The following is a 14,663-nucleotide window of genomic DNA, read 5'->3' as shown; positions in this document are numbered from 1 at the left end:
CCACGCCCCTCGGGATCGGGTCTAAGGCATGGTGAAGATGAGCGTTACGGCCAAGGCCGCCCCGCCGATCTCGCCGAGAAGGAAGGCCAGACGCACCGGCCTCGCCCAGCGCCGACGCGGCCAGGTCCATGACAGGACGCTGCACAGCAGGGCCGCGATCACTGAAGAAACGGCGGCGTACCAGGAGAAGTCGCTGTCCGAACAGGAACCGTCGGTGCCCAAGGAGCAGCCGCCGGAGGCGAGCGCGCCCAGGGCCATGACCATCCCCATGGGCGCGAAGCCCACGATGATCAGTGCCAGGCCCACGCTCGGGATCCAGTCCCAGTGCGGGTCGTAGTCGTCGGTGTTCTTCTGCTCCCGCGCTTCTGCCATGCCTCGATCGTGCTGTCCGTCCCGGCCCCGGGCATGAGTGCGGCTACTCAGGACGCGTCGTCGGGTGCCGGCGTTCCTCGGCGGCCTCGGTCTCGTCGGCGTCCGGCCGCATGCGGCCGGGGACCGTCCAGCCCGGCGACCGACGGGAGCCGCACCATCGTGGTCGCGCCAGTGAGCGCGGCAACGGGCATGGGCGGCCCAGAACAACGACGTGAGGGCCAGAAGGCGCTCCAGCGGGTGACGGGCAGGCCCTCGGCAGCGACGTGCGACGACACTCCGGCGCGGAAGCACCCCGGCGCCGACCGTCACGCGGACGGTCGGCGCCGGGGCGTTCCTGCACCGCGTGGCCGTCCGCGGCCTCACGGCGCCTTTCCGACGCCTCCCTGCTCATAGGCGGCGGCCTGGATGNCGCCCCCCCCCCCCCCCCCAGCCGGTCGTGGGTGCCTTCCTCGACCACCCGGCCGCGGTCCATGACCACGATCCGGTCGGCCATGCGCACCGAGGCGAGGCGGTGGGTGATCAACAGGACCGCGGCTCCGCGTGCGGCGTGCTGAAGGGTCTCGAACAGGCGCTGCTCGGCGAAGGCGTCCAACGCCGCGGTGGGCTCGTCGGCGATGACCAGGTCAGCCGACCGGTACAGGCCGCGGGCGGCGGCGATGCGCTGGCGCTGTCCGCCCGACAGGTCCGCTCCGTCCTTGAAACGCCGGTCCAGGACGGTGTCCAGGCCGTGGGGGAGCCCGTCCACGACCTCATCGGCACCGGAGAGCGCCAGGGCCCGCTCCAGCCGGCCCGGGTCGGCGTCCTCGCCGCTCATGGTGATGTTGCTCCGCGCGGAGGACGGCCACAGGGAGTGGTTCTGCCGGATGGCGCCGATCCGCTCGCGCAGGCGCTCGGGGTCGATGGCGGCCAGGTCGCGCCCGTTCCAGGTGATGCTTCCGCTGTCCGGGGTGAACAGCCCGGAGACCAGCGTGGACACGGTGGTCTTGCCCGACCCGTTCGGCCCCACCACGGCGACGACCTCGCCCTTCCGCAGAGCCATGGAGACCCCGTCGAGCGCCGGGGTGTCCGCGCCGGGGTAGGAGAAGGACACCTCCTCCAGGCGGATCTCCTCCAGGGGCCCCGGCTCCGGCCCGGTGACCCGGGCTGGGGCGCGCTCCCGGGCCTGCCCCAGAACCTCCAGGAAGTCGTAGAAGTAGAGGGCGGCTTCGTAGAAGCTCGCGACGGCGTTGACGAGCCGGTCCAGGGCGCCCCGGCCCTGGCCCAGCGCCACGTAGGCGGTCCCGGCCACCGCCAGCGGCATCCACCCGCCCAGCAGCATCGCCACCAGGGCGGCATAGGCGGCCAGGGTGACCGCGCCCCCTGCGGCCTCGCCCGAGGCGCGCACGGCGGTCTGGCGGCCGACGATGGCCAGCAGCGAGTCGCGCACGTAGGACGCCAGGGCCGTGTACTCACGGAGCATCGGGCCGCGCATGTTGTAGGCGCGCAGCTCGGCGGCGGTCTCGCGCTGGGTCATGGTGTAGGTGTGGATGTAGAGCAGCCGGTTGGTGGTGGAGAGTTCGCGCATCCGCTGGTACTGCATCCGCGCCGAGCGGGCGGCGGCCCACCCGACCGGGAGCACGGCCGCCACCAGCAGCGGCAACAGCAACGGGTGCAGAACCGTCACGACCGAGGCCACCGCGAGGATCCCGACGGCCTCGGCGAGGATGTCGACGGTGTGACCGATCATCTGCCCGGCCTGGTAGAGGCCCCGATCGCGCCCCCGGTAGACCGCGTCGCAGAATTCGGACTCGTCGAAGGCCTCAAGGCGGGCGGCGGTGACCGTCCCCAGCAGCTCGGTCTCGGCGACCAGTTCCACCTGGTGGCGCAGCCGCCCCTGGGCCCAGATCGCGGCCGTGCGCAGGCAGGCGCGGGCGGTGACGGCCGTCCCGGCCAGGACCAGGGAGGGCAGGGCCGCCTGGATGCGCTCAGGGGTGGGACCCTCCGCGAACAGCTCGTTCAGGATGCCGGCCAGGGCCACCAGGACCGAGGCCGCCAGGACGGCCGCGGCGAGGTTGAGGCCGACCACGGCGGCGGTGTCGCGCGGGCTCGCGCGCCAGGCCCAGCGCAGCGCCGTGGCGACCTGCCCGGGAAGGCGGGCGGCGACCTGCCGCACCGGAATGGAGCCCATCTCCTCCAGCCACGGGTAGTACCTGCTCTTGGCGAATTCGGGGAGTTCCCAAGGCGGTCGGGGACGGCGTCCCCGTGATCGCCTCCGCTTCGGCCCGTCGTCGGTTCGGCGCATACTCCACCCCGGATAGTACAGACGTTCGAGGAAATCCCGCGGTGGGAATCCTGCCGAGGGGCGGGCGGACATGGAAGGTGATCGGACCGGGGCGGCGGGGTTGGTGCCGGTCCGGATCCCGGTCCGACCGAGGGGCGAGGCGGTGGCGGCGGCGATCCGAACCCGCCCGCCGCCGGACGTCCGCGCTGGAGGCGGCCGAGCGGGGTCATCGGAATATGTCTGAGGCCGTATCCGCCGCGGATCCGGACGGGATCGGAACCCGCCTCCTGTCGGTGCGCGGTGTCAGGATGCGGCCCATGGCGTCTTCGACACGACCGGATGCACCGGTAGAGGAGTCCTGGGACCGCATCGAGGCCTGGCTGTCCGCGCACGCCCCGGCCACCTTCGAGGCACTGGCGCCCCCGGCGGACCCGGCCCGCCTCGCCTCGACGGAGCGGGAGATCGGAAGGGCCCTGCCGGAACCGCTGAGGGAGTCGCTGCTCCGCCACGACGGCACGCGCGACCTCGAGCTCCTCCCTCCGTTCTGGACCCTGCTGAGCACGACCGGCGTCGCCCGCGGATGGAGGATCAGAACCAGGATCGAGGACCGCTGGGAGGCGCCGTCGGAAGGCGGGGACGACGAGGGGGAGGGGCTGTGGTGGCACCGGCAGTGGGTTCCGTTCGCCGCCGACGGGGCCGGGGACTACCTGGTCATCGACACGCGCCCGGGCGACCGCTTCGGGCGCATCGGGAACGCCGACCACGAAGTGGGCTGCTCCTTCGGAAAGGAGGCGATGTACAGGTCCCTGTCGGCGCTGCTGGAGACGACGGCCACGGCCCTGGAGGTCGGCGGGGTGGAGGGCGTCTACGAACGGCTCGTCACCCCGGAGGGCGAATTGGACTGGGAGATCATCTGAAGTTCGGAAGGCCTGACAGGCCCGAAGGGGATGCGATTTTCCCTGGTCGTCTCCGGGGCTCGGGGACCATGAAGACCCCGCCCTGAATTCTTCGGACGGGCTGGCTTAGGGTGTCCCAGGCCACGAAAAGCAACGAACCGGTGATCACCGGTGAAGAAAGGCCCTTCCATGGAACAACGCACGAAATCCACTGCCGCTTCGCGGGCGACCGTCCGGCTGCTCAGCGCCGTGCTCCTCGCCCTTGCGCTGGCGTTGCCGACCACCGCAACGGCGCACGCCTCGACGCCGGCACAGGGCCAAGCGGCGGTGGCGTTCGCGCGCGAGCAGATCGGAAAGCCGTACGTCTGGGGAGCGACAGGACCTGATTCTTGGGACGGCGCTGGTCTGGCGCAGGCCGCTTGGAGTGAGGCCGGTTTCGAGATCCCCCGAACGTCCTTCGCCCAGGCCGACTTGCCCCACAAGGTCCAGCGCGACGACCTGCGCCCAGGGGACCTCATGTTCTTCTACTACAACAAATCGCACGTGGGAATTTACGTCGGCGAAGGTCGAATGGTGCACGCCGACCGTGCGGCACGTGCCGTTGAGGAGGAGGAGCTGGTCGACTACTGGTGGTCCAGCCTGACCACGGCCGTACGCCCCGGTTAGACACGCTCCGGCGCCGCGCCCTCGGAGGTCGATGAGTGCGCCGGGGTGCCGATCGAGCACGGATTTACGCCGGAGCTTTCGCGGCGGTGCAACAGCATGCGGCCCAGAACGCGGGCGGCACCGCCGCCCCTGTTCCTGGCGCAGTCGGACCTGTCACCTCAAGCTCCCTTGCGCGGCCAGGAGCCGGGCGGTGAAAAGAGCGGACCGAGAACAAGAGGCGCCCCTCGTGGCAAGGGGGCGCCTCTCGGTAGGCCTCAGCGGCCGGTGGCGGCCTCGTACTCGGCGACGATGCCGGCCGGAATACGACCCCGCTCGTTCACCTCCTTGCCCTGTTCCTTGGCCCACGCACGGATCTCGGCACTGCGCTCACGGTCCGGCCCCTTGCGCTTCGCCTGGCGGGAGGAGCCCCGTGCGGGCTTGCTCTGAGCCTTTCGCGCGGCGCTGACGAACTCCTTCATCCCCTCGCGAAGTTTGTCGGCGTTCTCGGCGTTCAGGTCGATCTCGAAGTTCTTGCCGTCGATGCCGAACTGGATGGTCTCGTCCGCCTCGGTCCCATCGAGGTCGTCGACCAGCTCTACTTTGACCTTCTGGGCCATGGAGTCCCCCTGTCGATCAGGTCTCTTACCGGGAAAGTAGCACGTGTTCCGGCCTTAGACGTAATGTCGCGGACCGGGAACAGGCCGACCGGCGTGTCGTAGTACCGACCGGGGGCGCTCGGTTGTCGAGTGGTCCGGCAGAGTTACATATCCCTCATTTCGGAGGAGAGGAGGGAAGGCGGCCCATCGCGGATGGGTGCAGCACCGGGGTGTGCGAAGCCCGGTGCTCGGGTCGCGGTATCTGCGGCGCTCTCGACCGGCTTATTCTCGGTATCGAGTTTTCTTGGCGGCCATGCGCGAAGAGACCGCCCCGGATCTCTCGGCCCGGGAGCGAGGCCGGTCGCCCTCATGCCTGTGTGCGGCCTCACCAGGCGGCCCAGTCCGCTAGACAAGGCCCATGGCGATCACCACCGATTGGGAGACCTGTGCGGCCGAGGAGGACTGCCGCGGTATCCGGGCCGCCGGGACGGAGACGTGCCTGGCCCATCTGGACCCCGAAACCTTGGACGGCTTCCTCGCGAGTCTGGGCCCGGGGAGCGATCTGGACGTCTCGGGGACCACGATCGGCTCCGGCCTCCTGGATCGACTGCTCGATCCACTGAGGGACGAGGACGGAAGGAAGGTCCTCGGGCATGCCCGGTTCACCAATGCGCGCTTCGAGGGCGTCGCCGGGTTCGGGGACGCCCACTTCAGGGGCCATGCCTGGTTCACAGGTGCGCGCTTCGAGCGCAAGGCAGGGTTCCTGGGCGCGCACTTCGAGGGCATTGCCCAGTTCTCGGGCGTGCGCGTCGAGGGCGACGCATGGTTCGTCGGCGCGTACTTCGAGTACGGCGCCGAATTCACCGAGGCGCATATCGGGGGCGACGCCTGGTTCGGGAGCGCGGATATCGAGGGCGGCGCCCGGTTCGTGGGCGCGCGCTTCGAGGGCGGCGCCGAGTTCGGGGAGGCGCATTTCGAGTGCAACGCTCTGTTCACGGGGGCGCGCTTCGAGGGCAGCACAGGGTTCGTGAACACGCGCTTCGAGGGCGACGCCGAGTTCCGCAGAACAGAGTTCAACGGTTCCAGCACCCTCGCCATCGCCGCGTCCGGGCGGGTGGACCTGTCCGACGCAGAGTTCCCCTCCCCAGTCGACCTGGAGATCGATGCCGCAGGGGTCGACCTGAGACGGGCAGGCTTCCCGTCGGGCGCACGGCTGGTGCTCCAGCGAGCCGCGGTCGACCTGGAGGGAGCACGGATCGAGGGGCCCTCTACCCTCTCGGGCGCGCCACGGCGGATCCCCACTGGGCCGAATTCCCCTCCCAGCGGGGGACAGGCCCCGCCCGGAGGCAGTCCGCGGCTTCTGTCTCCCCTCAGCGACTCCGGGGCATCGACGGCGGGGCGGCCCTGGATGCCGGTGGTGGTGTCCCTGCGGGGCGTGGACTGCACGCACCTGGCGCTCAACGACGTGGACCTCTCCTCGTGCCGCTTCGCCGGGGCGATGAACCTGGCATCCCTCGGCCTGCAGGGCCAGTGCGTCTTCGCCTGGCCACCCAGGTCGCGCGGCGGCCGGTTCGGCCGGCTGGTCCGGTGGTCGCGGCGCCGCGTTCTGGCCGAGGAACGCGAGTGGCGCACCACCAGGGGGTACGGCGGCTGGGTGCAGGACCCCAGAGGAGCACATCTCCTGTCCAGGCCGAAGCGTCCCGAGGTATCGGCCGAGCAGCTGGCCGACCTGTACCGCAGCCTGCGCCGGGCCCATGAGGAGAACGCCGACCGGCCCGGGGCCGCCGACTTCTACTACGGCGAGATGCTGTTCCGCGCAGGCGCGCCGTCCGCGCCGCCGGCCGAGCGGGCGATCCTGTGGGCCTACTGGGCGCTGTCGGGGTTCGGGCTGCGCGCCCTGCGTGCGCTTGCGGCACTGGCGGTGCTGGTGGCTGTGGCCACGGTGGTGCTGGCCGGGTGGGGATTGCCGGACCAGGGGCCGGAACAGCGGGTGGAGTTCTCGCTGCCGTCTGGCGGCGGGGAGGTGACGGCCGAGATCGGCAAGCCGCCGGCCGAGCTCCCCGACGCGGAGGAGCGCTGGACGGGTGACCGGGTGGAGAAAGCCGCGCGGATCGCCCTGGGGTCGGTCGCCTTCCGCGACGGCGGCAAGGAACTCACGGACGTCGGCAAGTGGACGGTGGTGGTGTCCCGGTTCGCGGGACCGGTACTGCTGGCCCTGGCGGTGCTCGCGGTCCGTAACCGCGTGAAGCGGTAGCGGGCCCCGGGGGTGCTCTCCGTCCCGTTCAGGGACGGTGGGGCGGCCCGTCCTGGAGCCCACCGCCACGGGTCGCCGGGAAGGACCCGGAAGAAGTCGGTCTCCGACGGGCCCCCTCCCAGGGGGACCAGGAGCACGGGTTCACTGACCCCGCCCCGGCCTCGTCAATGCCGGAAGGGGGCGGCATGTACACCGTCACCGCCGACGGCCCCGTACCTGGCCGCGGACATCGACCAGGGGTCTGCTTGTGCCGACTGAAGCGCACCGGTCTGCAGCAATCAGTGCACTGGGGGTAGTTGCGTCAAGGGAAGTCCGGTCCTCCTTGATGGCCGAGTCCGGCCATCTGGCTCTCCAACTGGGGGCAGTGAAGAGGGGTGGGAGTTCCCTGGTCAGCTACACCTTCGCCCGGCAATGAAGACCTATGATGGGATGTTTGCCTGAAATAGGAAGGGTTGTTAACTTTTGGTGCGTTCCGGGGTGCCCCCCCCGGACAAGGCCAGAGAAGGGCGGACGTTAGGGCAACTCGCCAAAGCGCTTTACGTCCGCCCTCCCCTTCGCAAGAGGAGTATAGGTGAACAAGGCAACAATCCGGGCCTTCGGTGTGACGGCTCTGTCGGCGGTCGCCCTCGGCTTCGCGGCGCCCGCAGCGACGGCGGCGGAGGCCCACGAGGCTCCCCGTCCCACCGCGGCCACCGTTGCTTCCGACCACGACCTGCGTGAATCGGCGCGCCAAGCCCTCCAGGCGCCTGAAGCCGAGTACCTGACTCAGAGCGAACGCGAGACCCTCGAGGCCGTGGCGGACGGAACCGCCACCGAGGCCCAGCAGAGGGGCGTCGTCAAGATCATCATCAAGCTCATGGGCAAGATCCCCGGCGTCAAGGGTGCCGTGCGCAAGGGGTGGGGCCACTTCTCCGGCTGGTTCGACAACAACGTTCCTTCCTGGATCCGGACTTCCCTGAAGGAGTTCACCAAGTACGAGATCTACAGCACCCTCGACGACTGGCTGTCCTGACGGACTGAAGTCGGGCGGGGAGAGGAATGGTGCCCTCTTCCCGCCCGCAATCGTCGGCCCTGATCAACGAAGGCGTGAGCGGGCGGCTGCTCGCTGGAAGGTAAGTTGGTTGGACACTGAAATCGAGGAAAAAAAGACAACGGGATGGCTGCTGGTCATCCCGTTCGGATTGGTTTCGCTTCTCCTCGGCAAGGTCAGCGAAAGTGTGCCTGTCTGGTGGGTTCGTTTGATCCTCACAGTTCTGGCCGCCGTGGTCCTCATCGGTGCCTGGAGTGGGGCCAGGGGTGAGGGGCTGCGGGGACTCTCGTCTAACGCCTGGGTGACGATCATCTTGGCTCACGCAGCGGTCGTGGTGCCGGCGCTCGCTCTGGTGCTTCCTACTTGACGGGTTCCCTGTCGCTATGTCCCAGCCCTGGATGCGCCCCGGCTCCATCTTGTTTCCGGGGCCGCTTCTACGGGCCGACCGCCGCCTCCAGGGGGAGGTAGTGCAGAAGAAGTACACCGAGGAACACGTCGGCGACGCACTCGGCAGATGCGTAGAAAAGTGAAGGTGTTTGTGTCGGCGGTCCACCATGATTGGCGCGCACCTTCTTGGATCTCGCCGAGCATCGCCTCTGCCGCCACCGAGCGAGCGGGCTCCGTCGAAGGAGAAGACGTCGATGGTTCGGGAGTTGAAGAGCCAGAAACCGCAGTGCGGCCCATGCTGGGGGAGGGGTCCCTGCTCGGCGCGGGGAAGGTAGCGGATGTCCTCGCCCGTGGCGATGCTGTCGGTGACCTCGGGAAGGGCCCAGCGCTGGTAGTCCGTGGGCGGGTCGTCAATGGGTCCGTACCCGTTCGATCCTCATGCCCTCGGCTTCGAGCTTGCGTATGGCCACCAGCCCCGTCCGGTCGAGGTCGGACTCGGGTTCGTCACCTCGCAACCACGCCTGGAACTCCTTGGCCCCGGAGGGCACTCCGTAGGTGCCGCGGGTCTCCAGACGCCGGGCGGTGTGGGGGAAGCCGTCGGTGAAGAACTCACTGATGACGGGGCCAGGCAGGCGGACCGTGACGAATACGCAGCGTATCTACAGGCGCGAGTGGCCCAGCTCGCTGCACTAGGGCCGGATGCTCCTGGAGCGCCGCTACGAGTCCCTGGTGGCCGGGAAGGGCCCGGCAGAAGTTGGTTTCAGTCGGGCTACCCCTCCCGGTGGGGACCCGGAGCACGGGGCTCCGGGTCCCCACGGGCTAGAGGCCGGAGTCCGCCTCGAAGCGGACGACGATGGACTTGGAGGTGGGCGTGTTCGACACCTCGGCGGTGGAGTCCAGTGGAACCAGCACGTTGGTCTCCGGGTAGTAGGCGGCCGCGGAACCCCTGGCAGTGGGGTATTCGACGACGAGGAAGTGGGGCGCGCGGCGCTCGGTGCCGTCCTTCCACTCGCTGACCAGGTCCACGTAGCCTCCGGCCTCCAGGCCGAGTTCCTTGAGGTCCTCAGGGTTGACCAGGACCACCCTGCGCCCGTTGTGGATGCCGCGGTACCGGTCGTCCAACCCGTAGATCGTGGTGTTGAACTGGTCGTGCGAGCGCAGCGTCTGCAGCAGCAGGCGTCCCCGGGGGACCTGCGGGGCCGACAGGCCGTTCCTGGTGAAGTTGGCCTTACCCGTGGCCGTGGGGAAGGTGCGGCTGTCCCTGGGGGCGTGCGGCAGCAGGAAGCCGCCCGGCCTGCGCACGCGCTCGTTGTAGTCCTCGAAGCCGGGGACCACGCGCTCGATGCGCTCCCGGACGCGGTCGTAGTCGGCGAACTCCTCCCAGGGGACGACGTCGTCCTCGCCCAGCAGCCGCACCGCCAGTCCGCGCACGATGTCGACCTCCGACCGCATCTCCTGCGACAGCGGCTCCACGCGGCCCCGGGAGGCGTGCACCTCGCCCATGGAGTCCTCGACGCTGACGAAGCGCTCCTCCCCCTCGTGCAGATCGAGGTCGGTGCGCCCGAGCGCCGGAAGGATCAGCGCGCGCTCGCCGGTCACCGCGTGCGACCGGTTGAGCTTCGTGGAGACCTGCACCGTCAGGCGGCAGCGGCGCATCGCCTCCTCGGTCGCGGCCGTGTCCGGGCTCGCCGACACGAAGTTGCCGCCCATGGCGAAGAACACCTTGGCGCTTCCGTCGCGCATCGCGCGGATGGCGTCGACGGTGTCGACCCCGTGCTCGCGCGGAGGGGCGAACCCGAACTCCGCCTCGAGGGCGTCGAGGAAGGACGCCGGCGGCCGCTCCCAGATGCCCATGGTGCGGTCGCCCTGGACGTTGCTGTGCCCGCGCACCGGGCACACGCCCGCCCCGGGGCGCCCAACGTTGCCCCGCAGCAGCAGGAAGTTGACGACCTCCCGGATGGTGACGACGGAGTTGCGGTGCTGGGTCAGCCCCATCGCCCAGCAGACCACGACCTTCTCCGAGGCGAGCACCATCGCCGCCGCCTCCTCGACCTGCTCGCGGCTGAGCCCGGTGCAGGCGCCGATGCGCTCCCAGAACTCCTCCTCCCCGTGGTCGAGGAGGGCCTTGGCGTAGGCGTCGAAGCCGTGGGTGTGCTCGGAGATGAAGCCGTGGTCGAGGACGCCGCCGCGCTGCTCGTCGATCTGCAGCAGCAGCCGGTTGAGGGCGCTGAACAGCGCCAGGTCCCCGCCGACCTTGACCTGGAGGAACAGGTCGGTCAGGACGGTCCCGGGCCCGACGATCCCGCGTGCGGACTGCGGGTTGCGGAAGCGCTGCAGCCCCGCCTCGGGCAGCGGGTTGACCGTCATGATGCGCGCCCCCGACCGCTTGGCCTTCTCCAGGGCGGTGAGCATGCGCGGGTGGTTGGTCCCCGGGTTCTGCCCGGCGACGATGATCAGGTCGGCCTGGTAGAGGTCGTCCAGCTTCACGCTGCCCTTGCCCACACCCAGCGTCTCGGTGAGCGCCGACCCCGACGACTCGTGGCACATGTTCGAGCAGTCGGGCAGGTTGTTGGTGCCGAAGCGGCGCGCGAGCAGCTGGTAGAGGAAGGCGGCCTCGTTGCTGGTGCGGCCCGAGGTGTAGAAGACGGCCTCGTCCGGCGAGTCCAGGCCGGTGAGCTCGTCGGCGATGACGGCGAGGGCCTCGTCCCACCCGATGGGCGTGTAGTGGTCGGCGCCCGGGCCGGCGTACATCGGCTGGGGCAGGCGCCCCTGCTGGCCGAGCCAGTAGCCGCTGCGCTCGGCCAGGTCGGACACGGGGTGCTCGGCGAAGAACTCCGGCCCCACCGCGCGGCGGGTCGACTCCTCGGCCACGGCCTTGGCCCCGTTCTCGCAGAACTCGGCCGGGTGCCGGTGGTCGGGCTCGGGCCAGGCGCAGCCGGGGCAGTCGAACCCCTGCTTCTGGTTGACCGCGGTCAGCGTCAGCAGCCCCCGCTTGGCCCCCGACTGCCGGCCGACGACCTTCATACTGTTGGCGATCGCGGGGATGCCCACGGCCGAGCGCTTGGGCTCGGAGACGCCGGGGGCGTCCTGGCGCGGGTCGTCGGTGGGAGGATTGGACATGGCGGCCCCCTGAACGTACAGCCGACGGTGCTGTTGGATTTCCATTCTTCCAGGCCCGGCGCCGTGTCGGTCAGTGCCGATCGGCGCCTGTGGACAAGGGGGGAGCGGTTCCGCCCGCCCTCCCGGGCCCCGCGCTCGATGCGCTCGGAGGCCCGGGCGAACGCGGCCGTGCACGCACGCGACACTAGGCGGCCGGGGGAGCGGTGCCACCTGGCCGGACGGGCGGCGCCGGCCCTCCGAACGGAGGGGCGGAACCGCGGGCAGGGCCGCCTCGGGCACCTCGGGCGGTGCCCGGTCCGGCCGCGCGGCATGCCGGGTGTCGGGCTGTTCCCGACGACTGATGTTTCACGTTGCCCTACCATGGCAGGCATGCAGAATACCGAAGGCGGAGCCGCACAGAATTCCCCGAGGAAGAATACGTCACTTTCGGCGGCCGCCTATTTCGCGATTCGCGACATGCTGGTCACCACACGCATCCAGCCCGGAGCCCCGGTGCACGAGGAAGAGCTCACCCGTCAGCTCGGAGTGGGGCGGACCCCGGTCCGCGAGGCGATCAAGCGCCTGGAATCCGAGAGGCTGGTCAAGGTCTACCCGCGGCGCGGCGTGTTCGCGACCGAAGTGCAGCTCTCCGACCTTTCGCTGCTCACCGAGGTCCGCGCGCCCCTCGAAGGCGAGGCCGCCTATCAGACGGCCCGGCGCGCGACCGGGCAGCAGCGCTGCCGACTGGCCGGACTCCGGGACGAGGCCTTCGAGCACGGGCGTGACGCGGAATCGCAGATGGTGTTCGACAGCAAGGTGCACCGGGCGATCTACGAATGCTCCCACAACACCTACCTGGAGGCGACGCTCACCCAGTACTACAACCTGATGCTGAGGATCTGGTACCTCTATATCGACCGCCTCCCCGCCGTGACCGACCATGTCGGCGAACTCGTCCCGCTCCTGGAGACGATGATCGACTGCGAGGCCGACCGCGCCCGCGAACTCGCCGTCGAGCACATCCGCGGGTTCGAGAAGGCCGTTCTGTCCATTCTCTGAAGGCCTCTCAACGCGTTCTCCCGGCTCCCGGCCGGGGCGGCATCCGCATTCCGGGTGAATGAATCGTGGTCGTGGTGACGGCCGGGGGAGGGACGTCACCACGACCACGAATCTGATCGGGGCCGCCGATCAGCGGACGCCGGCGCGCGGCCGGCCGGGCTCCGGGACGGGTTCCGCGCGCAGCTCGCGCAAGAGGCCGACGCACGCCGCCACCAGGAGCGCCATGAACGGAAGGGCGACGACGAGCGAGACCGTCTGGATCGCCGAGAGCCCACCCGCCAGCAGCAGGACGGCCGCGGTCAGGGCGATCGCGACGCCCCACAGGACGACGAGCGAGCGGCGGGGGTGCAGCGCGCCGCGCTGGCACATCATGGCCAGGACGACCGACGCGGAATCGGCGCTGCTCACGAAGAACAGCGCGATCAGCACCATCACCGCGACGGAGGAGAGCGTCGTCAGCGGAAGGTGGCCGAAGAGGGAGAACAGGGCCCCCTCCTCGCCGGAGGCCTCCAGCACGTCGGCGATCGGGGCCTGGCCGGTGAGCTGCAGGTGGATGCCGGTGCCGCCCATGACCGCGAACCAGGCCAGGCTCAGCGCCGTGGGGACCACGAGCACGCCGACCACGAACGCGCGGACGGTGCGCCCGCGGGAGATGCGGGCGATGAAGGCGCCCACGAAGGGGGCCCAGGACATCCACCACGCCCAGTAGAAGACCGTCCACGCGGCGAGCCACGCCTCACCGCCGTAGGCCCCGGTCTGCGAGGACATCGGGACGATGTGCGCCGTGTACCCGCCGAGGGTCTCGATGAGCGTCTGCAGGATGCGCACGCTCGGGCCGGCCACGAACACGAACGCGACCAGCACCCCGGCCAGGGCCGCGTTGACCGTGGAGATGTGCTTGATCCCGCGGTGCACGCCCGTCACCGCCGACAGCACGAACAGCAGCATGAGCCCGGCGATGACCGCGATGGCCACCGCGGTGTTCTCGGGGACGCCGAACGTGGAGGCCAGGCCGCTGTTGATCTGCAGCGCGCCCAGGCCGAGCGAGGTCGCCGCGCCGAACGTGGTGAGGAAGACGACGAAGGCGTCGATGGCGCGGGAGGGCCCGGAGGAGGACGGCCTGCCGGGCAGCACGATCGCGCTCAGCAGGTTGGGCCGCCCCTTGCGGAACATGCCGTAGGCCAGGGCGAGGCCCACCAGCGCGTACAGCGACCAGGGGTGCAGGCCCCAGTGGAAGACGGAGTACTCCATCGCGAGCCGCGAGGCCTCGGGGGAGTTCGGCGCTGCGGCCCCCATCGGCGGCCGGGCCAGGTGCGACAGGGGTTCGGCGACGCCCCAGAAGACCAGGCCGATCCCCATGCCGGAGGCGAACAGCATCGCGGTCCACGCCGGCGTACTGAACTCGGGCCGCTCGCCGTCTCGGCCGAGGCGGATGTCCCCGAACCGTGAGAAGGCCAGGAACAGGGCGAATACGACGAGCCCGGAGGTCACCAGCCCGTAGAGCCAGCCGGTCGAGTGGAGGATCCGGTCGAGCACGGCCTGAGCGCTCGACGCGAGGGAGTCGGCGTCGACCACGCCCCAGGCCACGAAGCCCAGGCACAGGGCCAGGGCCGAGCCGAGGACGACCCGGTCCACAGGTTGGTCCGGTGCGAGTTTCGTGCGGTCGCGCCCGGAGGCGGCGGGGCGGGTGGGGTGATCGAGCGTCGAGTCCTGCTCTTTGCGCAGCATGGGGGGTGGATTCCTTTCGATTCCGAGGCGTTTTCAGGTCCGTTTCCCGGCCGACGCGGCCAGGAGGCCGGCCCCGCAGTCCGCAGTGCGCGGGGGCACTGGGGCCGCTTCGGTCGTAGGGGAAAGGCGGGCGGTGCGCCCGCTCGCGCCGGACGCGCGGCGCCTGCCGTGCCCAGGGCGCGTCCGGCGGCGCGTGGCCCCCGATTCCGAGGGCCGGGTCGCGAGGGCCGGGGTGTCTCCCCTGGCGCATTCGGGCCGTGGCCGCTTCCGGGCACCTCTTTCACGCGGGCGGCGCCGGGAGCTCCTCGATCGGTGATGGGGTGTGCATTGAAGTCGG

General features: G+C 70.4%; 12 protein-coding genes and 1 pseudogene. 6 read left to right on the top strand and 7 right to left on the bottom strand.

Translation table 11 applies throughout. The features are described from left to right. Window positions 1–21 precede the first annotated feature (21 nt). Both D450_RS0106410 and D450_RS35715 read right to left on the bottom strand, forming a co-directional pair. Window positions 22–372, bottom strand: a complete 351-nt coding sequence (locus D450_RS0106410; RefSeq protein ID WP_017537851.1) for a hypothetical protein — start codon at window positions 370–372, stop codon at window positions 22–24. A 43-nt stretch (window positions 373–415) separates the two neighbouring features. Then, window positions 416–1,411 carry an ATP-binding cassette domain-containing protein gene (locus D450_RS35715; RefSeq protein WP_449289455.1) on the bottom strand — a complete coding sequence of 332 codons (996 nt, stop codon included), beginning with the start codon at window positions 1,409–1,411 and terminating at the stop codon, window positions 416–418. A 1,538-nt stretch (window positions 1,412–2,949) separates the two neighbouring features. Between D450_RS35715 and D450_RS0106400 the strand changes: the two genes are divergently transcribed. Then, window positions 2,950–3,549: an SMI1/KNR4 family protein gene (locus D450_RS0106400; RefSeq protein WP_039820206.1), complete on the top strand. Its 600-nt coding sequence runs from the start codon at window positions 2,950–2,952 to the stop codon at window positions 3,547–3,549. A 168-nt stretch (window positions 3,550–3,717) separates the two neighbouring features. Then, on the top strand, window positions 3,718–4,194 hold the full coding sequence (locus tag D450_RS0106395) for a C40 family peptidase (RefSeq protein WP_017537848.1): 477 nt from the start codon (window positions 3,718–3,720) through the stop codon (window positions 4,192–4,194). Between the two features lie 254 nt (window positions 4,195–4,448). On the opposite strand, the gene D450_RS0106390 is transcribed toward D450_RS0106395, so the two are convergent. Continuing rightward, window positions 4,449–4,790 (bottom strand): histone-like nucleoid-structuring protein Lsr2, encoded by a 342-nt coding sequence (locus tag D450_RS0106390; RefSeq protein WP_017537847.1) that lies wholly within the window; start codon window positions 4,788–4,790, stop codon window positions 4,449–4,451. 397 nt (window positions 4,791–5,187) lie between these two features. On the opposite strand from D450_RS0106390, the gene D450_RS35150 reads away from it, so the two are divergent. The 3 genes from D450_RS35150 (at window position 5,188) to D450_RS0106375 (ending at window position 8,420) form a co-directional block, all read left to right on the top strand. Beyond that, on the top strand, window positions 5,188–7,023 hold the full coding sequence (locus tag D450_RS35150; RefSeq protein WP_017537846.1) for a pentapeptide repeat-containing protein: 1,836 nt from the start codon (window positions 5,188–5,190) through the stop codon (window positions 7,021–7,023). A 571-nt stretch (window positions 7,024–7,594) separates the two neighbouring features. Next, window positions 7,595–8,035 (top strand): hypothetical protein, encoded by a 441-nt coding sequence (locus D450_RS0106380; protein WP_017537845.1) that lies wholly within the window; start codon window positions 7,595–7,597, stop codon window positions 8,033–8,035. A 109-nt stretch (window positions 8,036–8,144) separates the two neighbouring features. Further along, window positions 8,145–8,420, top strand: coding sequence for a hypothetical protein (locus D450_RS0106375; protein WP_017537844.1), 276 nt, complete (start codon window positions 8,145–8,147; stop codon window positions 8,418–8,420). A 243-nt stretch (window positions 8,421–8,663) separates the two neighbouring features. On the opposite strand, the pseudogene D450_RS35560 reads toward D450_RS0106375, so the two are convergent. From D450_RS35560 to D450_RS0106365, 3 genes and pseudogenes are all read right to left on the bottom strand, one after another. Further along, a pseudogene (locus D450_RS35560) lies at window positions 8,664–8,855 on the bottom strand (DUF6879 family protein); the annotation flags it as partial. Continuing rightward, window positions 8,851–9,057, bottom strand: coding sequence for a DUF6879 family protein (locus tag D450_RS35385; protein WP_394296816.1), 207 nt, complete (start codon window positions 9,055–9,057; stop codon window positions 8,851–8,853). The pseudogene D450_RS35560 and the gene D450_RS35385, both read right to left, overlap by 5 nt. A 202-nt stretch (window positions 9,058–9,259) precedes the next feature. Next, entirely contained in the window at window positions 9,260–11,560 is a 2,301-nt protein-coding gene (locus tag D450_RS0106365) for an FdhF/YdeP family oxidoreductase (protein WP_017537842.1), read from the bottom strand. Window positions 11,561–11,920: 360 nt separating this feature from the next. Between D450_RS0106365 and D450_RS0106360 the strand changes: the two genes are divergently transcribed. Then, window positions 11,921–12,598 carry a GntR family transcriptional regulator gene (locus D450_RS0106360; RefSeq protein WP_338037958.1) on the top strand — a complete coding sequence of 226 codons (678 nt, stop codon included), beginning with the start codon at window positions 11,921–11,923 and terminating at the stop codon, window positions 12,596–12,598. Between the two features lie 129 nt (window positions 12,599–12,727). Here the strand turns inward: D450_RS0106360 and D450_RS0106355 are convergent, their stop codons facing one another. Further along, window positions 12,728–14,326, bottom strand: a complete 1,599-nt coding sequence (locus D450_RS0106355; RefSeq protein ID WP_017537840.1) for a BCCT family transporter — start codon at window positions 14,324–14,326, stop codon at window positions 12,728–12,730. Window positions 14,327–14,663: the final 337 nt, after the last annotated feature.

This window comes from Nocardiopsis halophila DSM 44494, from assembly GCF_000341245.1.
In the GTDB taxonomy this organism is placed as follows: Bacteria; Actinomycetota; Actinomycetes; order Streptosporangiales; family Streptosporangiaceae; genus Nocardiopsis_A; species Nocardiopsis_A halophila.
Note: the sequence above shows the minus strand (reverse complement) of the source record. Positions and strands in the feature narration are given on the sequence as shown.